The sequence below is a fragment of the Acinetobacter sp. CAU_H_29a_1 genome, from assembly GCF_058599505.1.
Window position 1 is genome coordinate 2,068,863 of record NZ_CM178655.1, and the last position, 23,537, is coordinate 2,092,399.

Genomic DNA, 23,537 nt, shown 5'->3' on the forward strand with positions numbered 1-23,537 from the left:
AATATTGACCCTATCACGTGATAATGATGAATTGAACCGTACCGAGATTGTAGGAGACACATTTTCTTGAGAGAATGTCGCTATGACAAGATTAAAATACACCGCAGAAATCAAAGAACGAGCAGTACGTTTGCTGCTTGAATCTGAACAAGATTATCCTTCTACTTGGGCTGCAATTACAGCTATTGCTCCTAAAATCGGTTGTACCCCTGAAACTTTGCGTGCTTGGCATCAAAAACATAAACAACTACAGAATCCAGCCGTAGTGCAACTTCTGTCAGATCAACAGCGTATCAAACAACTAGAACGTGAAAACAAAGAGCTACAACGAGCCAATGAAATTCTTCGTAAGGCAGCTGCTTTTTTCGCACAGGCGGAGTTAGGCCGCCCACACAAATAATGGTTGATTTCATTCGTGATCATAAAGCCCTGTATGGTGTTGAAGCGATTTGTCAAATATTGCCAATTGCCTCATCCACTTACTATCGCCAGCTTGATCTAGTACAGAACCCTGAAAAGCGTTCGAAACGAGATTTACACGATCAACATTATGCTGAGCAAATTAAGTTAATTTGGCAAGAGAGCCATGGGCGTTATGGCATTCGTAAAGTTTGGCAACAACTTAAACAAGAAGGATATTCTATTGCCCGCTGCACGGTAACACGCTTGATGAAACAACTTGAAATACAAGGTGTATGGCGTGGTAAGAATAAGCGTACGACACATCATGATGATCAGCAAAAAAGAGCTGATGATTTAGTTAAGCGTGATTTCACAGCTCAACATCCCAACAACCTTTGGGTCGCTGACTTTACCTATATTCAGACTCATTCTGGGTGGGTATATACGGCATTTATCATTGATGTGTTCTCACGAGCAATCGTTGGTTGGAAAGTTTCCACCCGAATGAATACCGATATGGTACTTCATGCCCTTGAGCATGCACTCAATAGTCGGGGTATGCCTAAGAATGTGATTCATCATAGTGACCGAGGGGTGCAGTATCTTTCAATCCGCTATACTCAGCGATTGGAAACTGCGAACTTAAGAGCCTTTGTAGGAACAACTGGTGATTCATACGATAATACTCTGGCTGAAACGGTGAATGGCTTATACAAAACAGAGGTGATTGAATATTTAAAAGCAGATTGGTTAGGCTTAGCTGATGTTGAATTAGCTACATTGAATTGGGTAGACTGGTTTAACAAAAAGCGGCTACATAGTTCTATTGGCTATGTTTCACCATTTGAGTTTGAAAATATGTACTATGATAAAATCAACACCTTAGATTGTGTTGCATAACTTAAATAAACTGTCTCCGATATAGTCGGTACGGTTCAGTATCGGGACTTATCTGGTGCGTATGATCATTTAGAACTAAACCAACGACCATCGCTGCATGACTTACGTGCTTTGGGTATTTATAACATTACACAAAAGTATGGGAAGAAATATGCGCAGGCACTGGCTGGCCATGCAACTGTGAAGATAACGGATCGCTAGGGTCATGAAGCACCTAAACCAGTGCGGATTAGCTATCGTTCATCATGCCAATAAGCTGATGCTTTCACAACTTGAATCATCAGCTTTTGATTTCATATAAGCGCCAGTATGTTAAATGGAATATCTAAACAATTAGTTTAAGATAAATTGCATTGATCAATGTAGAAGTGGAAATCAGTATTGTATGTCTCTTAATATAAATAATATTCAAACTTTATTTCCTTCTAACAAAGCAAAATTGCTTAATAGACATGGCAACGAGTTATGCTTTAAAAACAACCTAAAGGCTTGGTGTATTAGGTTAATTGATGGTAAATGGCTAATCTTAGTAATTGATACAGGGAAGGTTATAGAAACTCAAGCTTATGACTCAGAGTATAAAGCTTGTCTTAAATTTTTATATTTATGTCGGATTATTACCACTGATCACCCCAATGAACCCAAGATATTACATATGGATAGAGATCATTGCTTTGCTGAAAAAAATGGTGAATATATTTTAGATACTAGAGTATTGTGTAATACCCACGGAGAATATTCATGGGAAATGGAGTTAAATGAAGAAGAAATAAAGGAATTTGAAAAATATGGTTGGAAATTTATTAATTCACTAATAATTCAAGTTGATTCCTCTAATCCAGCACAAAAAAATTCTAAATTTTCTCAGAGAAATAAAACTAATTGGTACCTGAGCTCTCAAGAGCTGAAAGCTTGGCAAGAACTCCAAATTATAGAAAAACCAATAATTATAGAAAAACCCATCTATCAAGAGCCCCAAAAAAATGGGATTAAAATCGTTATCGGTTTTGTCGGTTTAATCCTTATTTTTTATATCATCTTTTTTTTGCTTTAGACTTTCTATAAGAATGACTAAAATTAACATAATACGCGTTATACGTAATTCAATTGATTTAGCTACCGTTAATAATTGCTTTTAAGTTTAAATGAGCGAGTTTTCCACATTGGGGAATTACGCCATTCCCCGAAAATACCCCGAAAACAAAAAGCCCACTTTTTAAGTGGGCTTTAATGTGTTGAAATATCAACGAATTTTGGTAGGTATATCCAGACTCGAACTGGAGACCTCTACGATGTCAACGTAGCGCTCTAACCAACTGAGCTATACACCTGAAGTAAAAGCATAATATTCACTTTTAAAAAGTATGACAAGCGCTATTTCTTGTTTTTTAAAGCAGATGCACAAGTTTTAAGCATCCGTTTAAATTGTTGAATATTTTTTGAATTCAACGTATTGGAATAACGCATTTGTTGATAATAATCAGCCGCCTGCTTAAATAAAACTTGCTGTTCAGGTTTAACGTCTTGAGCTAAGCACAACAACCATTGATTTACCGTTTCGGCATCTTGTTTACGCTGCTCAGTTGTTAAGCTTCGAGAAAAAGACTGAATGACAATGTCATATTCAGAAGTTTGAGCACGTTTACGCCAAAATATAACGCACCAGTACAGTAAAACTAATCCCCCGATGCTAATCATAATCAGCAATACCAATGAATAACTGGATTCAAGTCCTAGCTTCTGTAACCAACCTCGTTGAGTCTCTGCATTATAGCCAACCACCTTACTTTGCCATTGGTAGCTTGCGTAATCACTCCAAATGCGCATTTTGTTTAATACCGAATAGCGCTGTACATTCCATCGACTGCTCTCACCCCAAACACTGGCATCTTGGCTCATTAAATCTTGCATACCCTGTTCAATACGCTGTGGTGCAATCATCGCTGTTGGGTCATAGCGTTTCCAGCGCCCATCCACAAAGACTTCCGTCCATGCATGCGCATCTAACTGTCGAACTTCCCAACTTTTTGCATCTGGTGAAGGCTGGCCACCTTGATACCCAACCACAATACGCGCTGGAATTCCCGCATAACGCATCAGCATCACGAAGCTAGAAGCATAATGTTCACAAAAACCTTGTTTGGATTGAAACAAAAACTCATCAATACGATGCTGTCCCAACAAGCCCGGCTGCAAGGTATAGCTAAAACCATTGTTGCGATACCATCCCAAAACATTTTGGATATAACGTTTCGGGTTCTCGTCGCTTTGCTTAAACAGCTGCTGTGCCAATTGCTGCGCTTTCAAGTCCATGTGCTCAGGCGCTTTTAAGTTTATGCTTCGTTGTACCTTAGATAATTCACTCTGAGAAACTTGAACATTTCCCATCCATTGCAATGCAATAGGTTCCACCCGCTGGACTTGACGATAAGCCTGAATACTCCAATCCTGACGCAGCTGATAACGTCGCTCTAAGGGTTGTGAATATTCCAATGCCATAATCCACGGAATCGCGACATCAGCGGGTAGATATTGATAGTTCCATTTTTTGGATGTAGAGATATGCGTTAAGGTATTATCCGCAATACCTTGTTGATTAATAAAACTACTGGTCCACTTTTGCCCATCATATTGATCTAAGACCATCGCGCGCCAATAAAGCTCTGAACGATTGGGGAGCTGAGTGACATCCCCAATAATACGAAAAGCCAAATGACTGGACTGGGATAATTGCGCAATATCTCCAGGTGACATACTGTCACTCATGCCTGTCACTGCTTTATTTTCAGGAATTGGAATATGCCAAAGTGGCGGTAAACGCGGGAAAAAGATAAACAGCAGCACAAAAAAAGGCAGTGCGAGACCTACAAATTTAATGACGTGTTTTGCATCTTGCCTTAATGCCATACGATTCGAGTTTTCAGATGCAAAATAATGGGTTTGCACTCGATATAGCCCCAACAAACAACTCAATAAACAGAGTAAAACCATCACCGCCGTCATAAATGACTGACTATGTAAAAACATACTCGCCGCAACAAATAAAGCAAAGTTAAACAAAATGATCACATCACGCTGCGTTTTTGTTTCTGAGGCTTTAGCAAAGAGAAAGATACTTAAAACGGCTACGCCCGCTTCCACCCCTAAGAAGCTTTGATAGCTCCAAAAAGTGACTGCTAGAGCAGCAAGGGTCAAAATGTAAATTGCCCATTTCGGGAAATGGTTGCCCGTGGATTTCATGAAATACCATAGACAACCGATACAAATGGCGAAAATGACACTCAATAGCACAGGACTAAAACTTAGTTGTGTGATCCAAATCAAACTCAGTGTCAGCACAATGACAATACGAATAGAAGAGTGCATATTACTCACCTATGCCTGCGCCAAAAGTAATTTGGCTTGAAGGTACTGTTCTCGCCCTATCCCTTTGGCCAGTTCAGTATGAGGTAAATACAGGGCATAGGCGTATTGTAACTGCTCACATTGTTCAACCAAGCCCATCATTAAGCTTAATTTTTCTTCATGTGAAGGACTCGGCATATGTGCATAGTGGATGTCTAAACTGTGTTGATCCTGATGTTGTTCAAAGACTTTAATAAATAAACCTTGTCCTTGTGCCACTTGTTTCCATGAAACCGCCTGTAAAGAGTCACCCTCTTTAAAATTTCGCAATTCTCGGAATTCATCCATGTCCGGTTCAAAACTGTGCTGTTGCTGTTTATTTTCTGCAGCTAAAGACTTAGTTTTAGGCGCGATCCACAGGGTTTTCTGAATGAAAAAATAACTCCATGCACGAACGAGGCCAAACGGATATGTTGAGTAGATTTTAATCTCTGGAAAACTAAACCGTCCGCGTTCTATTGGAAAGAAATTTAAATCGACCACCTGATGAGTGTCTTGAATAAACAACTGCTCTATATGATCAGCATAAGCGAGCCAAAGGTATCGAGGCTGTGAATGCTGTTGTTTGAAATGCATTTGTAATTGCAATGCACTCTCAACCTGTCCTATTTCAGGTAGTACAAAGTCAATACTTAAGCCATGTAGCTGTTTAAAGGTCAAATAAAAACTCATACACAGCACAGCACTGATTAAAAAACAAAACGCTAAAATTAAGTTATTGGCATAATTCACCCCAGCAATAAAGGTGATTAAAATCAGCACCACATACACATATCCTTGCTGATAAATAAACACCAGTACATCTTTTTGGGTCAATTGTTTTTCAGCCTTAAATTTAAAGCGTTTATTTATCCAGTTTTGCCACAGCATGCGTCAGCTTATCCTATCAGTGAACTTTGACTTGCTTCATAAGCTGCTCAGTTTCAGCTTCACCCAGCCCAATACGATGCGCGGTCACTGCGACAAATACAGCCTGTACATCATCGGGTGTAACAAATGCACGGGCTTTAACCAGAGCATAGGCTTGTGCTGCTTTCTTCAAAGCCAGTACGCCACGTGTAGATAACCCATGTCGACCTTTACGGGTTTCAGCCGCCAAATCTAAAATATAATCCAAGACTTCCTCAGACAAATAAATCTGTGGCACCAAAGCTTGTAAGGCGAGAATGTCTTGTTCGGAGAATACAGTCATCAACTGCTGAATCAAGTCATGACGGGATTGTTGCTGCAATAAAGCCTTTTCTGCCTGACGTGATGGATAACCCAAAGATAGCCGCATAAGAAAACGGTCGAGCTGTGACTCTGGTAGTGCATAAGTTCCACTTTGAAAAAGTGGGTTTTGCGTTGCAATTACCCAAAAAGGCTGTGGGAGTACATAACGACTTGAATCAATCGTCACCACACCCTCTTCCATCGCCTCTAAAAGTGCACTCTGTGTTTTCGGACTACAGCGGTTAATTTCATCTGCGAGTAAAATTTGAGTAAAAATTGGCCCTTGTTTAAACTCAAACTGATGTTCTTTTTGGTTAAACATATTCACCCCAATCACATCGCTTGCCAGCATGTCATTGGTAAACTGAATCCGTTTAAATTGAAGACCAGCCAAATGGGCCAAGCTACTGGCCAATGTGGTTTTGCCTAAACCGGGCAAGTCTTCAAATAAGATATGCCCACCTGCTAACAGGCTACATAAGGCCAATTGGGTTTGTTGATTTTTATCTAAAACGATTTGATTAACTTGATTGAGAAATTCTTGGATTTTTGGATAAAAAACACTTAACTGCGATTCATCGAGCATGCTATGTTGCTGCGTTTCTACCGTTTTTTCTTTTCCCCAAAACACCTTATTCTCCCCAATCAAAATATAAATCAAGGTTTAACATACAGGTTTTTCAACCATACTCAAAGATGATCCTTATAAATCTTCAATGATTTGCGTATGTATAATCTCCCTCAGTTCAAGTTATTGTTTCGCTGCAGATTTCAACTGATCTTTTAAAGCATCTGCACTCATTGAAAATGAAGGAGATGATTTCTCTGCTTGCTTAATCAATTCTATGAGTCGCGCATTGATTGGCGCCTGTCTACCACATTGTTCTGCGAGTTTTAAAATCTCACCATTAATCCAGTCGACCTCTGTGGGACGGCCTGCAATTAAATCATCTTGCATAGACGACCGAGCCAGCGGATCGATTGCCAACATTTTACGACTTAATAATTTAAATAGTGGATTGGGTAAACTCAGCAATTTTGGAATCAAATGGGTCGGAACTGCGGTTAACTTTGCAGGTTTAATCTGAGCAGAATCAAGCAGTGCTAAAGCTTCCTGCTGCGCCATTGCCACACATTGGCGATATTTACGAATCGACAATTGCTCCTTTAGTGGTTTTTTTGACAATGCATTGATTGAATTATTTAAATTAAGTAAAAGCTTGGCCCACTGCACAGCCAGCATGTCTTTTTCAAAAACAATCTCTAAACCTGCTTTTTGAAATGCATTCTCAAGCAAATTTTGATTCGGATATTGCTTAACACTTAATGCACCAGAGGTACCTTGATGATAATGCCCAGCTTCTTGAGTAGCGACGTTAAAAGGAACCATCCCCTCTAAAATCATCTGCTCTTGCAAAACTCTTTTTAAAATAGGGACATTGCTTAAGCCATTTTGAAAGCTGATGATCAGCGGTGTTTTAGCCCCTAAATATTCTTTGAGTTCATGTGCAACTTGTTCGGTTGCCTCCGATTTCACACAAATTAAAATAACATCGGCATCCACAACCTGAGTCGGATCGGTCGTTAGTTTTAGTTGATGAGGTGCAAGTTTGATATTTTTGCCTAAATAATCGGTTAAGACTAAGCCCCATTGGGAAAGCTCTGCATGAATACGTGGCCGCGTAATAAAAGTAACATCCTTACCTACAACAACCAAACTTCCACCTAAATAACACCCAATGCTTCCAGCACCATAAATATATATTTTCATTCAATTTCCCTTTGTAAACATTCCAGTATTTTAAGAGCTATAACAATGAAAAGCTGTCAAATATACGACATGAACCTTTTATGCCTCATACTCCGTGTTCGTTATGATTGAATCCATGATGTAATAACTTGCTTCATGCAAAAAAGTACACTGTCGAATCTAACACGAGCAACCGCATGTAATTGAATATTTTCACTCGATTTTTCACAAAAAAAAGACGGCACCGAAGTGCCGTCTTTCAATTGATTCATTACATTAACAAGGGCACTTTTTCATGCCATTCGTTGCAGATGGATAACGCGCATCCACACAGTGACGATAAAAAGTTTTAGCATCCATCGCTTCTAAATCAGGATGGTGCTTTTTCATATGCTCCAAATAATTTGGATAATCAGGCACCCCCACCATCAAGCGGAAACTTTGCTGCAAACGTTGCCACAGCGTCGCAATTCGAGACCAATTTTTAGGGTTCAGAATCAAATCTTTCTGCGACATCACGGTCATTTTAATGATTTTATAAATCATCGTTTTTCCACTTTTAGCAAATTTTAGATTCATCTGACTCTCCTTAATGTCCAGCTTTTGATGGCTGAATGTCTTCAGGATCACGATAAATGGCTTCTGCTTCATGCACAGTCGGAACTGGGCTTGCCAATGCACGACGAATCACTCTAATCGCAGCAAAGAGCATCACAATCGCCACAATCATAAAGAATCCACACAGCGCAGCATTGATCTGATTTGACATTGCAACGGTCTGCATTTCAGCAACCGTTTTTGCTGGTGCTAAAATTTCATTGTTTGCAATTGCATTGTTAAAGCGTTCAGCTTGTGCCAAGAAACCAATTTTTGGGTTTTCGTGGAAAATTTTCTGCCAGCCTGCTGTCATACATGTTACCAACAAGAATATGGTCGGGATAATCGTGACCCATACATACTTCTCTTTCTTCATTTTGAAGAGGATAACCGTACCTAATATCAATGCCATTGCCGCAAGCATTTGGTTACCCACACCAAACAGTGGCCATAAGCTATTGATCCCCCCGAGCGGATCGACGACACCTTGGTAAACGAAGAAGCCCCAACCCGAAACCGCAACCGCTGTACCCAACAAGTTTCCGAAGAAGTTATGTGAGTTTTTCACCGCAGGAATCACAATACCCACTGTATCTTGCACCATGAAACGACATGCACGCGTACCCGCATCAACTGCCGTTAAAATAAATAGTGCTTCGAATAAAATGGCAAAGTGATACCAAAACGCCATCATTTCACGACTATTGAAAATTTCCGTAATGATGTGAGCCATACCAATAGCAAAAGTTGGCGCACCGCCAGTACGTGAAAGAATGGTACTTTCACCCACTTCTTGAGCCAGTAAAGTTAATGTTTCTGGAGTAACAACAAAACCTAAGTTACGAACAGCTTCAGCTGCAGTGTCTACACTTGTACCCAGTAAAGCGGCTGGTGAGTTAATCGCAAAATATACACCCGGATCAAGCACTGCAGCACAGATCAAGGCCATGATTGCAACAAATGACTCCATGAGCATACCGCCATATCCGATCATACGAATATCACGCTCATTGTTCACAAGTTTCGGCGTGGTGCCTGACGACACTAAAGCGTGGAAACCTGAAATTGCACCACAGGCAATGGTAATAAATAAGAACGGGAACATTGAACCTGCAAACACAGGGCCAGTACCATCAATAAATTGCGTGAATGCTGGCAGCTTCATTTCTGGCATTGCGAAAATAATACCAACTGCCAAGCCTGCAATAACCCCAATCTTTAGGAAGGTTGATAAGTAATCGCGTGGTGCAAGCAATAACCACACAGGCAGTGCTGAAGCCACGAAACCATAAATAATCAGCGCCCAAGTCAACTGAGTGCCCGACAGTGTAAAGAACGCACCCCAATATGGATGCTGTGCAATATTTTCACCGTAGACAATGCCGAGCATCATCAAAACGAAACCAATAATAGATACTTCTGCAATTTTACCCGGGCGGATAAAACGCATGTAAATCCCCATAAAGAGTGCAATTGGAATCGTTGCCGCAATACTAAATACCCCCCATGGGCTGTGTGCAAGTGCTTTGACCACGACCAGTGCCAAAACAGCAAGGATAATAATCATTACCCCCAATGCACCAAGCATGACCACAATACCTGCAAAAGTTCCAAGCTCTTGCTTTGCCATTTCACCGAGTGAACGTCCATCACGACGGGTAGAAATAAACAACACCAAAAAATCTTGTACTGCACCTGCAAGCACTACACCGACAAGCAACCAAATCGTGCCAGGTAAATAGCCCATTTGCGCTGCTAAAATAGGCCCTACTAATGGACCTGCACCTGCAATCGCTGCAAAGTGATGTCCAAATAGAACACTTTTGTTGGTTGGAACATAGTCCAGACCATCATTCAAACGATGCGCGGGAGTTAAGCGACGTTCATCAAGCTCAAAAACTTTATTTGCAATAAATAAACTATAGAAGCGATAAGCAATACTATAAATACAGCCCGCAGCAAGTACGAGCCAGATGGCATTGACATGCTCACCACGACTCAGTGCCAATATCCCAAAAGAGACTGCACCGACGATGGCTACTAGTAGCCAGATGATTTTTGAAGTCAGGGTTGACTTCGGCTGAACAGATTCCATTTCAATCCCTCATATTTGTTGCATTCAATCAGCGTCTTTAATTATTCGAGGTACTGCTGTTTTCCTTTGCGACTTTACTCTGCATCTCCTTGTTTTGATCTAATACTTTGGCATAAAAAAAGGGATGATTTTCATCATCCCTTCCGATAATAGTCTACTTTTAAACCATTATGCACGTTCTAAATAATCGCCAGTACGAGTATCTACACGAACGCTTTCTTCTTGCTGTACAAATAATGGAACACGTACTACAGCACCTGTTTCCAATTTTGCAGGTTTACCACCACCGCCAGAAGTATCACCACGTACACCCGGATCAGTTTCAACAATTTTCAAAACTACGAAGTTTGGTGGGTTTACTGTTAACGGCACGCCATTGAACAGCATAATAGTACATTTTTCATTTGAATCATCTTTTAACCATTTTGCAGCATCGCCCATTGCTGTTTTGTCAGCAGCGATCTGTTCAAATGATACAGGATCCATGAAGTTCCACATTTCGCCGTCGTTGTACAAGTATTCCATTTCTACTTCTACAATGTCAGCCGCTTCTAAAGAATCACCAGACTTAAATGTTTTTTCTAAAACTTTACCAGAACGTAAATTACGTAGTTTTACGCGGTTAAATGCTTGACCTTTACCTGGCTTTACATATTCATTTTCCATGATTGAACATGGGTTACCATCAAGCATAACCTTAAGGCCTGACTTGAAATCATTCGTAGAATAATAGGCCATGACTGGCGCACTCCAAACTAACTAACTTAAATATTTATGTCTTTATCTTAGACACCAAAGCTTTGAAAAGCGGGGCCATAAAGATAGGGCATCTTTTTTGATGCCTCGTATTGTAAATGAGCAAGGTGTTATGAAGCAATGAAAATCCACTGCCTATAAGCCGAAGATCTTGATAAAATAGCCTCGTTGCGCGTGTTTTTGTGTATTGAAAAAGCCTTTTTAGACCGCACACATCCGAACAACTCGTTTCGACATCACTCGATTTGATGACCTAACTTTCTTTTGACCTAGTATTTGACCCCTTATTGCATGACTCATTATTTGTACCAAGAGCAAAATTGGCAAGCTCAACTCAGTGATTTAATTACTGATCCTTTAGAATTACTTAATATTCTAGAGCTTTCTCCTGAGCAACTGCTGTCAGGCGCACTGCTTGCATCAATCCAATTTAAACTCCGTGTTCCCCGTGCTTTTGTGACAAGAATGCAAAAAGGTAATCCGCTTGATCCTTTACTCCTTCAAGTCCTGCCCCATCATCTTGAGCTTGAAGAACATCCCGACTTCGTGACCGACCCCTTGGGTGAGGAACAAGCCAACCAACAACCCGGTGTTTTACACAAATATAAAACTCGTTTCTTACTGACACTGACTGGGGCATGTGCCGTTCATTGTCGTTACTGTTTTCGTCGACATTTCCCCTATCAAGAGAACCTACCAAAGTCAGAAGATTGGATCAATATTCAACACTATATTCAGTCGCAACCTGACATTAATGAAGTCATTTTGAGTGGTGGAGACCCCTTAACGCTGTCCAATCGTAAAATAAAATTATGGATTGAACGCTTAGAAAGTATTCCCCAACTTAAATTTTTGAGAATTCACTCACGAGTTCCTATCGTAATGCCTAACCGTGTCGATGATGAGCTAATTTCCATCTTAAAAAACAGTAGGCTGCGCATTATTCTAGTGGTACACTCAAATCATGCATCGGAATTGGATGATTTTACCTGCCGTCAATTACAGCAATTAGTCGCAGAAAAAATCACCGTTTTCAATCAGGCGGTTTTATTGAAAGGGGTCAATGATCACGTTCAAATTTTGACAGATTTGAGCTACCGTTTATTCGATGCAGGTGTATTGCCATACTATTTACATGTTTTAGATAAAGTAAAAGGGGCTCACCATTTTGATTTAAACTCGCAAGACATTGATTTGCTGTATCAAGGATTATTGGCGAATCTACCCGGCTATCTGGTTCCCAAGTTGGTCAGGGAAATTGCGGGAGAAAAGAATAAGACACCACTTTTCGGGGTTTCAACTTTTTGAGTTAAATAATAACGATGATGACGACGAGTACTTCAGATATCTTCCAAAAACCAACCGAATTAAAGTCGGATAAGCTTAGTTTCTGCCCAAGCACAGTCAAAGGCTTACAAGAATGGTTGGCAAACTTATCCATTTTACAATTAGGTGATTCTTCTCGTTCCTTATTTCAAGCATTACTTGAAGTCTCCGAGCTCCAAGTCAGCGAAACACTTCGCTTTGATTTGGTTCAAGCACTGCATCCAAATTTAGAAAATGTGCTTACCAGTTTAGAGAAACATTTTTTTAATCAAGGCCTCATCACCACTGATCGAAATGACCATATTATTGAGCTTGCCTTATTAATGCGTAGTCATTTTGCTAAAGTCTATATCGACATTGCAAAACGTGTTTCTCAGCAAATCACTCAAAATAAGTTTTCTCTATTTGCTTTTAACCAAAAAAAGAACCTACAAACGGCTCGAACCGTATCGAGTTATTATGCTTTACAACAACTGTCACTGTTGTTGTACCAACAACACTTGCTCTATAGCTCCCCGATTCCGGGTCAGTGGCTAGCAGCTCATCAACTCTTGGATTCTGCTATTCAAAATAACTTCTATTTGACCAACATTAATCAAATACAAGGCACGCAGCATCAACTGAGCAATATTAGTCAAGCCTATGCGCAGCTCATTCTATTGGATATTTTTAATACCCATCAAATCCGTCCAGGTGAGATTCAAGGGCTGTTTTTGTGTAGCTTTGATTGGGCGAAACTGATTCAAATTTTACCTAAAGAAACAACCTTATCTCGCTATATTGTCGATGCATCAAAAGATTATCCACCAACTTATAATTCTCAAAAAAACAGTCACATTCAGCCGAATATTTTTATCTCGACGCAAGCCCTGCTTGATCATCTCTCAGAGATGCAAACCAAACGTGCTGAGCCACTGTCTCGCGATGAGAAGATTTTCCTTACCCCTGCTTTGCATTTTCACATTCATAACTTATTGACCAATAATATTGAACGTAAGCATGAACGTTATGAATACTCTGCACAATTACAAATTTGCTTTGGCCTATCAGTCGCACATTTCTATTTATCTAAAGGCAAGAACTTTAATGAAACTTTAGAGCTAGAAGGCAACTACAACTTTCAGAATGAAAGTCACGTAATCAACTCCATGAACAGTAATATTCCTGTGGAGACGAGTTCTGCTCGTATGATTGATCGTGAGTCGAAACAAATCTACCCTGCCGAAGTTTTAGATATTAGTGTGAATGGTTACCGTATTCGCTGGACTGGACCAACACCTGCGCATTTAAAAACAGGTGAGTTTATTTTGGTTCAAGAAAATGCGCATAGCCAATGGCGCGGCGGTGTGATTCGCTGGATTAAACAATCAAGTGAAAAAAGCTTGGAACTAGGGTTAGAAATCTTAGCGCAAGATCTTTTCCCATGTGCCGTTATGGTAAAAACAGACCGAACCACTCAGAACTATCAACCTGCATTATTGGTGCAAACGTCCCAGCTAGATGAAGTACAAACCAGCCTCATTGTGCCGGGTTCGAATATGTACCGAGAAAAACAAACCATTCACTTACGCCTCGGCGATGAAGATCTTAAAATTTATTTAGTAAAAGCACATTTAATTACACAAAGTTTTATTCGTTTTGATTATGAATTGTTGAATGACCAACAAGAACCATTGGTTCAAAGTTTTATTCAAAAGCAAATGAATGCTATTAAGAATCATGATTTATGGGAAACATTGAAGTGAGAAATCCATTATTATCTAAAAAGTTAAAACGTACGGAAACACGTTTACTCATTATTGATGATAATCAGATCCGTTATAACCAAATTCGTGACCTTTTAACTTCTAGCGATCATCAAGTTCATGCCACTTTACTGGATGACTTACAAAACTTTGAAAAACAGCTTCATCTGCCTTGGGATGTGGTGATTTTTGGTCGCGCTTATGACTTAAAGTATGAACAAGCACTAACTTTGATTCGCAACTCTAACCAAGTCAATTTACCGCTGATTTTATTAAAGCCAGATGAATATCAATCAGCCCAATACGCAAGTTTTATTCGTAAAGGGGTCTATGATATTTTGGACTTAGAAGAAGCGGATAATTTTTACTTAGGTCTACTGCGTGCGCTGTCATTAAGTCGTTTATTACAAAGCCAACAACAACTCATGAATGAACTTGAAACAGCGCAAAGCCAAGCACAGGCTTTAGTTGAAGAAAGTAATAAAGCCATTGCTTTAATTCAAGAAGGGATTCATGTTTCAGCCAATGCTGAATACTTACAACTGTTCGGCTTAAGCTCTGAAGATGATATTATTGGTCAACCGCTGCTTGATATTATCCAGCCGAAAGATGTAAACGATTTCAAAATCCGTTTTAAGAAAATTTCACAAGGTCAGTTTGATTTAGGTGCTTTTGAAGTTGCTACTCTCAATAATAATGCCCAAACTAAAAATCCTTTAAAAGTTGAATTTTTAGCCGCACCTGAAGAGGATGCGCTCCAACTGACGATTGAAGTCGAATCTGAACGCCCTGCTGCTCCATCGGTCAACACTGAAAAACACGCGATAAAACCTAATACGTATCAACAAATTAACCGTGCTATGACCAAACAGCCTTCTGATCAGAATGCTTTGGTTAGCTTTGCACTCAGCTCTTGTCCAGATGAAATCTTTAAAGCCAACTGGGCAACTACGCGTGATTATTTTAACAATATTTACAGCTTTTTAAATGAACAGACTCATATTCCTCTGTTTAAGGCGGGTGGGCAAACCATCGTTGGTTTATTCCAAGCAGAATCACAGGCCAAACTTGAATCTAAGCTGATTGCGTTAAATGCGCTCACCAAACCGCAGCTCATCACGGTAGAAAATAATAGCTATCCCGTAAATTTACGCATTGGCTACACTCTACTGAAAGGTGAAATTTCACATCAAGATCAGTTTGAAAACTTATTGTGCTCAGCCTTTAAAACCGCTTTACCGACCAATCAAGACGATTGCGAAATTGAGCAAAAAGCCAGTATTGACATGCCTGTGATTGAGTTGATCAACCCTACTGTCAGCGATACTTTAGACACTCAAAAAACAGCAAATGAGCCTACGGTACTTAAAGCTTTACATCTAGCTTTGGAGCGTGGTGAGATTCATCTTAAATATCAACAGCTTTACGACAAAGAAGACACTAATTTATACACCTATGAGGTTACCAGTGGCTTTATTTATGGTAATACGTGGAAAGATATATCAAGCCTCAAAGAGTTAAGTGAAGACCACGAACTGTCTATTAAACTTGACCGCTGGATTTTAGTTGAGTCGTGTAAACAGCTACACAATTTTATCACTCAGTATCCTGAAGCAAAGTTGATTGTAAACTTAAACAAAGCCGTACTGTTGAATGACCGCTCTTTCCCTGAGTTTATCGCCAAACTGATTACCATTGTACGCAGTAAGTTAAGTCATCCAATTATCCTTCAGTTCTCTGAGGATGATATCAGCCAGAACATTGCTGAAGCGCAAAAATACATTGCACAGCTTCGCCAATATGGTGCTGAAGTTTCGATTCGTGACTTTGGTAATAGTATTTATAGTGAATCTATCCTACGTCAGCTCGATATCAACAATCTCACCTTACATGAAAACTTAACTCGCATGCTCAGTAGCGACGCCAACACGGAAGAGTTGCAAGAAAAAGTTGCTGTATATCATCAATTGAAAAACATTCAAATTATGCTGCGAGATCTGAATGATATGACTTCGTTTGCCAATGCGTGGAATGTCGATGCCCGCTTTATTCAAGGCGATTATTTCCAGAAGAAACTCGATCATCTGATTGATGTGCAGGATCAGTAAAGGTTAAACCTTGGATACTAGCCTCTAAATTTCAAGACCTCTATATGGGGGTCTTTTTACTATATGATCTAACTAGCAGTCCTATGACTCTGTATCAAAATCATAGGCATAAAAAAACGGGCAAATGCCCGTTTTTTTCTTTTGCTATTAGTCGCGTTTGATAGAACGTGACATGCCAGCAAAACGTTGTTTGAACTTGTCGATACGACCGCCAGTGTCAACATTCTTTTGCTTACCAGTGTAGAATGGGTGGCAAGCTGAACATACGTCTAGGTAAACAGTTTCTTTACCAAGTGCTGAACGAGTTTCGATTACGTTACCGCAAGAACATGTAGCAACTAAAGTTTGGTATTTTGGGTGAATATCGGCGCGCATCGTCGATTACTCCATAAAAATTAAAGAAGGTTTTGCTGTCATCGCAATTGATCACTCTCAAAATTGAGGAAAGGGCCACTTAATTAAATTAAGTTGCAGATCAACACCACAACAGACCATTCTTTTGGCCCACCGAGACGGATACCGTCAGAGCTAAGCACAACAAGTGGCAAATATTATACGAGATATAATATCAGATAGCCAATTATTCTTTCGTTTCAATTTCAGATTGCTTGGCCCAATAGTTGGCAATAATCCCACACACCATCAGCTGTATTTGATGAAAAATCATAATCGGTAAAACAATCATTCCCAAAGGTTGTCCAATAAAAAGAATCTGTGCCATCGGAACACCACTAGCCAAAGTCTTTTTAGAGCCACAGAAAAAAATGGTTTTCTGATCGGCACGATTAAAGCCTAACCAACGTGGTAAAAACAACCCAAGCAACATAATAATCGTCAATAAGACTGAACACACAATGATCAATAGGATTAAAGTACTGACACTCACTTCTTGCCATAGACCCGCTACCACAGCACCGCTGAAAGCACCGTATACCACCATTAATATCGACCCCTGATCGAATGCTTTGACGATGCTTGGCATTTTTTGCATATACGGAAAGACATATGGTCGAAGTAGCTGTCCAAGGACAAAGGGAACCAACAGCAATAAGGTGATTTGAAGAATAGACGAGGTTGGATCAAAACCATGCTCTGATTGCCCCAAAATGAAAAAGGCCACCATCACAGGGGTAATAAACATCCCGATCAAATTCGAGAATGAAGCACTACATACCGCCCCAGCCACATTGCCTTGCGCGACCGAAGTAAACGCAATTGAAGACTGTACTGTCGATGGCAAAAAGCACATAAACAAAAAGCCCCAATATAACTCCTGCCCAAGTAGTGGTACCAATACAGGTTTAGCAAGCAAACCTAAAACGGGAAAAAGGATGAAGGTAAATGCAAAAACCAACGCGTGGAGTTTCCAATGCATCATGCCCTGAATCACGGCTTCACGGGATAGTTTAGCCCCATGCAAAAAGAATAATATTGCAATCGCGACCGTCGTCAGTACACCAAAAACACTGGCAGCTTGACCTGAAACAGGGACAAAGCTGGCTAAGAGCACCATAACAAATAGCAATAACGTAAACCGATCGAGTGCCAATAATTTCAACATACCAACATCCTGTCATTCCTCTAAAAATGAAAAAGCCCAGTGACTAATTTACCTTTGGGTAAATTCATCTTACTGAGCTATATAAATAAAGCTAGCTTTTACAGAATATGTTCAATATTTTTTTAATTAATACTGTGCATACACGCTGCATATGACCTAATAACGGTTTAGTTATTACGTGCATTATTATCTTGTTGAATCAGTTCAATTTTATAGCCATCTGGATCTTCTACAAAGGCAATAACCGTTACGCCACCCTTCATTGGTCCGGCTTCACGCACGACATTACCACCGCGCGCTTTGATTTCCTCACAAGCTTTATATGCATCGTCTACTGCAATCGCTATATGACCATAAGCATTGCCCAGTTCATAACTGTCCGTATCCCAGTTATGTGTCAGCTCTAAAACCGTATGATTTTCTTCATCACCATAACCCACAAATGCCAAAGTAAAACGACCTTCTTCATAATCACGCTTACGAAGTAAAGTCATACCAAGCACTTCAGTATAGAATGCCAAAGATTGTTCTAAATTGCCTACACGTAGCATGGTATGTAGCATGCGCATTGGAATTTCCTCATGATTTATTCTCAGCCACCCAATATAGGCAATGCCGCTCTATATTTCAAACCTCAACCATAAAAAAAGCAGCCACAAGGGCTACTTTTTTCATTCGAAATAAATCGATGCTTTAACTTTGCTCAGCGGCATGCTCACGTAGAAGTTTCGCCACCCAGACCACTAAGATTAAAATTGGGATCCCAATGAGTGTGGTCAGCAAGAAGAAATTTGGATAGCCAATATTGGACACAATTGTCCCTGAATATCCACCTAAAATTTTAGGTGTTAACGTCATCAATGAACTAAAAATCGCATACTGAACCGCAGTAAAAGATACGCTGGTCAAACTTGATAGAAATGCAATAAATGCAGCACCAGCTAAACCTGATGCCAAGTTATCGACAATAATAGCAAAATACAGCCAGTTTGAACTATATTCTTTAATCACCTTCCCTTTAACTTCTAACTGTCCATCAACTGCTTTATTCAAGTTGATTGGCTGAAGATCAACATCTAGAGTTGCAGAGTTCACAGAAGCAGTGTCCACGTTGTAGCTTAATGTAGCCTCTTGCAGTACGCGCTCATTTTGCATCAATACGGCATTCAGCTTTTTAGAATTTGAATCAAGAAGCAGTTGAGCAGGGATTGCTGCGCTAAACACACCTTCTTTGTCTAACTTTGCATCAAAACTTTGACCATCTAAGCTCAATTGAATCCTTTGGTTTTCAGCCAGTGTAGCAAGGTATTGACCTCGTACTACGATACTTCCTTCAGACTCTCGTTGATCAATCACATTATCAGCCGTGATCGGAAGCAACAGCAATGCCGTAGATGCACCCGTTTGACTAATATAAGGCAATGTGACCGAGACAGGCTGTGAAGTATCATTTTGAAAACTGGCCGTTGCAGTTAGACTTTCATTTGCCTGAAGCTGCTCAACAGGAACCTTAATTGCCCATGCACCTGTCTCATCCGCTTGAGTTTTGAAACTTTGCTCACCAACATTGATCACAACATCATTTAAAGGTTGTCCTGATTTGACCAAACCAATAAAGATGAGATTGGTTGAACTGGCCAAGATTGCTCCGACAAACATCAATTTCATGATGTTCATACGCTGCGCCAGTAGTCCTCCTAAAAACCCACCAACCAAACTAAAAATCACCCCATAAACTTTCACCGCTTCAGCAATCTGCTCTTTGGTAAAGTTTAAGTCTTGATAGAACACATTAGAGATCACACCTGCAATAATGTCGGAAATACGGTAAAACCCAATCAACAATAGCAATACCAACGCCAATTTCACGCCATAACGCTTAAAGAAGTCGGCAACAGGATTCACCCATGTTTCATAGGCCATTTGTTTGTTCACAGCGCCCATTTTGACTAGGCTTGAGCCCACCATAAATGCAACAGCGCCAGAGCCAATAAAACGTAAAGCCTCAAAACAAAACAGTGCAAAACTATCTTTGATCGACCAGAGCTGAATTAGCATTTCAGTGAACTTGCCTGAATAAATATAGCTCAGTACAAAACTCACCACAGACACGAAGAAAACTGCCACTAAACGATAATAATCTACTCGTTTATATTCTTTACGTACCCGATCAACTTGTGGCTCACGTATGCATAAAGTGGTCACAATCCCAACCGACATGACTGCCGCCATTGCCAAATACGTCCACTTCCATGCCTCATAAATATAGTTGCCTTTGGCAGTGCCCAAATAAGCTGCTAAAAATAACGCACCCGCACCCGCAACGATCATGCCGATGCGGTAGCCTGCGTTATAGGTTGAAGCCAAAACCGTTTGCATTTGTGTTTCTGCCAACTCAATACGATAGGCATCAATCACAATATCTTGTGTCGCAGCAGAAAAACCTAAAAGCACAGCACCCGCAGCCATTTGGTAAAGATAGCTCTGACCAAGAGACGGATCTGAAAAAGCCATGATAGAAATGGCACAGATAATTAAGAGTTGTGCGATCAATAACCACGCACGGCGACGACCCAATAATTTGGTCAGCACTGGTACAGGCAATTCATCGACCAAAGGGGCCCAAACAAATTTGAATGAATAACCCAGAGCTGCCCAACTAAAAAAAGTCACAGCGCTCTTATCGATACCTGCCTCACCTAACCATAAAGATAAGCTCGAGAAAATTAACAGGATTGGAATACCTGCTGAGAAACCCAAAAACAGCATGATCAACGCACGGCGATCTAAAAATGCAGTAAAGGCGGATTTCCATCCTGAAGATTGTGTTGTCATTACGTTTTTGTTGTCTTAAAACCAATGCTGCTATTCAAACCCTTAATACAATTTGTTTCAACCTGATTTATAAAATCAATGTTCTATTTTTGTCGACAAACACTGCGACTTTGCTTGATCTTTTGCATTAAACCTGTATACCTTTAAGTTTCTAACGCAATCTTTAGTTTCGGATTTCAAAGTGACCCAAAAACACGATCAAATGAGCTCTTCTTTATCTGTACCACCCGCATTAAATAGTCAAGAAAATCCAGAAAACAACCTTAGTTCAGCATTTGACCAACCCGAAATTCAAACGACCTTAGCAAAGACACAACTTCAAGCAGAGCAACTGACGCACACCCCTGCTCTGGATAAGATTCCAGCCTCAACGCGTCGTATTAAACCGCTCAATAATTTCTTAGGGCAAGACCGCGCACGTGCTTCAGTTGAAGCAGGTATTTCCTTACCTTACTCTGGCTATAACATCTTTGCCGTAGGGACAGCTGGCTTGGGCAAGCGCACCATGGTCAAGCGTTTACTACAACAACACGCCAAAAATATGCCGACACCGAACGATTGGGTTTACGTTTATAATTTTAAAAGCCCACGTCAACCGATTGCTTTAGAATTACCTGCAGGTCAGGCGGTAAAATTTCAAACCATGTTACATCAAACATGGCAAACCACTTTAAAGCAGCTTGAGCGCCGCTTTACTGCTGAAACCTATCACAACCGTATAGAAGCCATTCGCCAACAAACGGGTGATGTTCAGCAACAAGCCTTGATTGAATTGACCCAAGAAGGTGAAGAACTCGACCTGAAGCTGATCTCCCGTAATGATGAGCACTGCTTTATCCCTGTCCAGTATGTAGACGATAAAGTATTGGAAATGACGCAGGCCGACATCAATGCTTTAAGCTCTAAAGAACGTTCTGAAATTAATGCCAATATACGCCACATGGACAAAAAACTTGAGCGTTTAGGCATGCATTTAGGCGACTTGGAGGAGGATGCCCGCGATAAGGTTCAAGTGTTGAACCGCGATATTGCCAAGCAAGTTTTGTTGCCTAAAGTCGAACAGTTACTCAGTAAATTTGCTGAGGTTGAAGGCTTAAAAGACTATTTAAAATATTATGCTGAAGACATTATTAACAATGTCGAAGTGGTGCTCGAACAAGAAGAAGATGACTTTACGCCTGGCCTGTTTAGTCGTATCCCTTCGCGCTACCAAGCCAATGTCATTGTGTCACATAAACCCAATGCTGGCGCACCGGTTATTTTTGAAGACTTCCCAACACACTACAATTTGCTTGGCCATGTAGAGCAACTGACTCAACATGGCACTATTACTACAGACTTTACCTTAATCCGCCCGGGGACATTGCATAAAGCCAATGGTGGTTTTTTAATGTTAGAAGCAGAACAACTGCTTGAACAGCCTTATGCATGGCAAGGTCTAAAACGTGCTTTAAAATCAGGCCAATTAAAACTTTCTTCACTTGAGCATATGTTGACACTGACAGGAAGTATCTCAATTGAACCTGAAGCAATCCCACTGAATTTGAAAGTGGTTTTACTGGCTGAGCCTGAAATTTATTATGAAATACTTGAAGTAGAACCTGAGCTTGGCAGTGTCTTTAAAATCCGTGCCGACTTTACTGATACGTTGCAGCGTAATGAAGTAAATGAACAAGCCTATATGCAACTGATTGCAGACTATGTACAGGCCGATAAACTACTTCCTTTTGATCGATCTGCACTTTCTGCACTTTTGACTGACTCTAGTCGTCAAGCCGAAGACCAAAGCTCCTTATCTCTACATGCCCTCACTTTGGGTGATTTGATTCGTGAGGCGCATCATCACGCCTTCCAATCAGGCGATAAAATGGTCTCGGATCAACACATTAATATGGCATTAGATCATCGTAAATATCGCTTAGGCTATTTACGTGAGCTCTATTGGCAGGATTTGTCACGTGGTACACAGCTCATCGAAACGCGCGGACACCGTCTCGGTCAAATTAATGCACTTTCTGTCATTCACTATGCGGATGTTGAGTTTGGCTTACCATCACGTTTAACAGCCTCCGTGTATCAAGGCGGCGGCGATATTCTAGATATTGAGCGTAGTGTCGAGCTCGGTGGCTCTCTGCATGCGAAAGGTGTGCTATTGATGTCATCGTTCTTAAAAGCACACTTTGGTCGTGAACAAACCCTACACTTCTCTGCCGCGCTTGCTTTTGAACAAAGCTATGGTCAAGTCGATGGTGATAGCGCCACGGTTGCAGAACTCTCCGCTTTAATCTCTGCAATTAGTCAGCTACCGATTGATCAGTCTTGGGCGATTACTGGCTCAATGAACCAATTGGGTCAAGTTCAACCAATTGGTGGTGTCAATGCGAAAATTGAAGGTTTCTTTGATGCATGTAAACTTCAAGGTTTAACTGGTAAGCAAGGTGTGATTATTCCACGTCAAAACATGCAACATTTAATGTTACGTAAAGACGTGATTGAAGCGGTTTCAAATGGCCAGTTCCACATTCATGCTATAGATACGATTGATCAAGCGCTTGAACTACTTATGGCTCGACCAGTCGGCACTTTAGACAAGAAAGGACGCTATACCAAGAAGTCTATTTATGCGGCTGTGATGGATCAGTTAGATTATTGGCAAGCTATTGAAGATGGTGCTGAGTTTGAAGAAGAGCCGAAGAAAAAGAAAAAAAAGAAGAAGGACAAAAAAAAGGCAAAAGCTGAAAAGAAGACTGTTGCAACTGAAAATGCAGCAGAACACACTTCTGAAGCCATAAGCACAGTAACTACAGCGGATTAACCCTTTCCCTCAAACAAAAAAAAAGCGCCT

Annotated in this window: 17 protein-coding genes, 1 tRNA gene and 1 other annotated feature; of the genes, 6 read left to right on the forward strand and 12 right to left on the reverse strand. The window is 40.5% G+C overall.

All coding sequences use genetic code 11. The features are described from left to right. Positions 1-82: 82 nt before the first annotated feature. Both AC4MDD_RS10365 and AC4MDD_RS10370 read left to right on the forward strand, forming a co-directional pair. Positions 83-1,302 (forward strand): IS3 family transposase gene (locus AC4MDD_RS10365; RefSeq protein ID WP_491881576.1). Its coding sequence is split into 2 segments (ribosomal slippage): positions 83-359 and positions 359-1,302, totalling 1,221 coding nucleotides; the frame shifts between segments, so codons are not numbered across the junction. Continuing rightward, positions 358-474: a sequence feature (AL1L pseudoknot), on the forward strand. (Overlaps the previous gene by 117 nt.) 385 nt (positions 1,303-1,687) lie before the next feature. Next, a complete protein-coding gene (locus AC4MDD_RS10370) occupies positions 1,688-2,356 on the forward strand; it encodes a hypothetical protein (RefSeq protein WP_004693567.1) in 669 nt (222 codons plus the stop codon). 200 nt (positions 2,357-2,556) lie between these two features. Here AC4MDD_RS10370 and AC4MDD_RS10375 read toward each other — a convergent pair. From AC4MDD_RS10375 to efp, 8 genes are all read right to left on the reverse strand, one after another. Continuing rightward, positions 2,557-2,633, reverse strand: a tRNA-Val gene (locus tag AC4MDD_RS10375). A 43-nt stretch (positions 2,634-2,676) separates the two neighbouring features. Further along, on the reverse strand, positions 2,677-4,668 hold the full coding sequence (locus AC4MDD_RS10380) for a transglutaminase TgpA family protein (protein ID WP_491881577.1): 1,992 nt from the start codon (positions 4,666-4,668) through the stop codon (positions 2,677-2,679). Between the two features lie 9 nt (positions 4,669-4,677). Further along, the gene (locus AC4MDD_RS10385) at positions 4,678-5,577 is read right to left on the reverse strand and encodes a DUF58 domain-containing protein (RefSeq protein ID WP_491881578.1); all 900 of its coding nucleotides are present in this window, start codon (positions 5,575-5,577) and stop codon (positions 4,678-4,680) included. A gap of 16 nt (positions 5,578-5,593) precedes the next feature. Further along, positions 5,594-6,550, reverse strand: coding sequence for an AAA family ATPase (locus AC4MDD_RS10390; RefSeq protein WP_419277253.1), 957 nt, complete (start codon positions 6,548-6,550; stop codon positions 5,594-5,596). Positions 6,551-6,670: 120 nt separating this feature from the next. Beyond that, a complete protein-coding gene (locus AC4MDD_RS10395) occupies positions 6,671-7,690 on the reverse strand; it encodes a 2-dehydropantoate 2-reductase (RefSeq protein ID WP_491881579.1) in 1,020 nt (339 codons plus the stop codon). Positions 7,691-7,945: 255 nt separating this feature from the next. Further along, positions 7,946-8,248: a YbdD/YjiX family protein gene (locus AC4MDD_RS10400; protein WP_004693572.1), complete on the reverse strand. Its 303-nt coding sequence runs from the start codon at positions 8,246-8,248 to the stop codon at positions 7,946-7,948. A 10-nt stretch (positions 8,249-8,258) separates the two neighbouring features. Next, positions 8,259-10,361, reverse strand: a complete 2,103-nt coding sequence (locus tag AC4MDD_RS10405; protein ID WP_062034581.1) for a carbon starvation CstA family protein — start codon at positions 10,359-10,361, stop codon at positions 8,259-8,261. A gap of 168 nt (positions 10,362-10,529) precedes the next feature. Beyond that, positions 10,530-11,099: an elongation factor P gene (efp, locus tag AC4MDD_RS10410; RefSeq protein ID WP_004693574.1), complete on the reverse strand. Its 570-nt coding sequence runs from the start codon at positions 11,097-11,099 to the stop codon at positions 10,530-10,532. A gap of 309 nt (positions 11,100-11,408) precedes the next feature. On the opposite strand from efp, the gene epmB reads away from it, so the two are divergent. The 3 genes from epmB to AC4MDD_RS10425 are packed head-to-tail and all read left to right on the forward strand — an operon-like array spanning position 11,409 to position 16,296. Beyond that, positions 11,409-12,425, forward strand: coding sequence for an EF-P beta-lysylation protein EpmB (gene epmB, locus AC4MDD_RS10415; protein ID WP_168159017.1), 1,017 nt, complete (start codon positions 11,409-11,411; stop codon positions 12,423-12,425). 17 nt (positions 12,426-12,442) lie between these two features. Next, complete coding sequence (locus AC4MDD_RS10420; RefSeq protein ID WP_491882611.1) at positions 12,443-14,188, forward strand: cyclic-di-GMP receptor FimW-related protein; 1,746 nt, start codon at positions 12,443-12,445, stop codon at positions 14,186-14,188. Beyond that, on the forward strand, positions 14,170-16,296 hold the full coding sequence (locus tag AC4MDD_RS10425; protein ID WP_491881580.1) for a sensor domain-containing phosphodiesterase: 2,127 nt from the start codon (positions 14,170-14,172) through the stop codon (positions 16,294-16,296). The genes AC4MDD_RS10420 and AC4MDD_RS10425 overlap by 19 nt, the downstream gene beginning before the upstream one ends. Before the next feature lie 147 nt (positions 16,297-16,443). On the opposite strand, the gene rpmE is transcribed toward AC4MDD_RS10425, so the two are convergent. From rpmE to AC4MDD_RS10445, 4 genes are all read right to left on the reverse strand, one after another. After that, positions 16,444-16,671 carry a 50S ribosomal protein L31 gene (rpmE, locus tag AC4MDD_RS10430; protein WP_004693579.1) on the reverse strand — a complete coding sequence of 76 codons (228 nt, stop codon included), beginning with the start codon at positions 16,669-16,671 and terminating at the stop codon, positions 16,444-16,446. 205 nt (positions 16,672-16,876) lie between these two features. After that, entirely contained in the window at positions 16,877-17,857 is a 981-nt protein-coding gene (locus AC4MDD_RS10435; RefSeq protein WP_491881581.1) for a bile acid:sodium symporter family protein, read from the reverse strand. Positions 17,858-18,024: 167 nt separating this feature from the next. Beyond that, positions 18,025-18,426, reverse strand: coding sequence for a lactoylglutathione lyase (gene gloA, locus AC4MDD_RS10440; protein WP_004693583.1), 402 nt, complete (start codon positions 18,424-18,426; stop codon positions 18,025-18,027). Positions 18,427-18,550: 124 nt separating this feature from the next. Then, entirely contained in the window at positions 18,551-20,692 is a 2,142-nt protein-coding gene (locus AC4MDD_RS10445; protein ID WP_491881582.1) for an AmpG family muropeptide MFS transporter, read from the reverse strand. 181 nt (positions 20,693-20,873) lie between these two features. Between AC4MDD_RS10445 and AC4MDD_RS10450 the strand changes: the two genes are divergently transcribed. Further along, a complete protein-coding gene (locus tag AC4MDD_RS10450) occupies positions 20,874-23,507 on the forward strand; it encodes a Lon protease family protein (RefSeq protein ID WP_491881583.1) in 2,634 nt (877 codons plus the stop codon). Positions 23,508-23,537: the final 30 nt, after the last annotated feature.

Excerpts from the sequence above, each read along its gene's own strand:
- AC4MDD_RS10445 (WP_491881582.1), bottom strand. The coding sequence starts at position 20,692 with ATGACAACACAATCTTCAGGATGGAAATCCGCCTTTACTGCATTTTTA.
- AC4MDD_RS10380 (WP_491881577.1), bottom strand. The coding sequence starts at position 4,668 with ATGCACTCTTCTATTCGTATTGTCATTGTGCTGACACTGAGTTTGATT.
- AC4MDD_RS10385 (WP_491881578.1), bottom strand. The coding sequence starts at position 5,577 with ATGCTGTGGCAAAACTGGATAAATAAACGCTTTAAATTTAAGGCTGAA.
- AC4MDD_RS10405 (WP_062034581.1), bottom strand. The coding sequence starts at position 10,361 with ATGGAATCTGTTCAGCCGAAGTCAACCCTGACTTCAAAAATCATCTGG.
- AC4MDD_RS10425 (WP_491881580.1), top strand. The coding sequence starts at position 14,170 with ATGGGAAACATTGAAGTGAGAAATCCATTATTATCTAAAAAGTTAAAA.
- rpmE (WP_004693579.1), bottom strand. The coding sequence starts at position 16,671 with ATGCGCGCCGATATTCACCCAAAATACCAAACTTTAGTTGCTACATGT.
- AC4MDD_RS10400 (WP_004693572.1), bottom strand. The coding sequence starts at position 8,248 with ATGAATCTAAAATTTGCTAAAAGTGGAAAAACGATGATTTATAAAATC.
- efp (WP_004693574.1), bottom strand. The coding sequence starts at position 11,099 with ATGGCCTATTATTCTACGAATGATTTCAAGTCAGGCCTTAAGGTTATG.
- AC4MDD_RS10420 (WP_491882611.1), top strand. The coding sequence starts at position 12,443 with ATGACGACGAGTACTTCAGATATCTTCCAAAAACCAACCGAATTAAAG.
- AC4MDD_RS10435 (WP_491881581.1), bottom strand. The coding sequence starts at position 17,857 with ATGTTGAAATTATTGGCACTCGATCGGTTTACGTTATTGCTATTTGTT.
- gloA (WP_004693583.1), bottom strand. The coding sequence starts at position 18,426 with ATGCGCATGCTACATACCATGCTACGTGTAGGCAATTTAGAACAATCT.
- AC4MDD_RS10395 (WP_491881579.1), bottom strand. The coding sequence starts at position 7,690 with ATGAAAATATATATTTATGGTGCTGGAAGCATTGGGTGTTATTTAGGT.
- epmB (WP_168159017.1), top strand. The coding sequence starts at position 11,409 with ATGACTCATTATTTGTACCAAGAGCAAAATTGGCAAGCTCAACTCAGT.
- AC4MDD_RS10370 (WP_004693567.1), top strand. The coding sequence starts at position 1,688 with ATGTCTCTTAATATAAATAATATTCAAACTTTATTTCCTTCTAACAAA.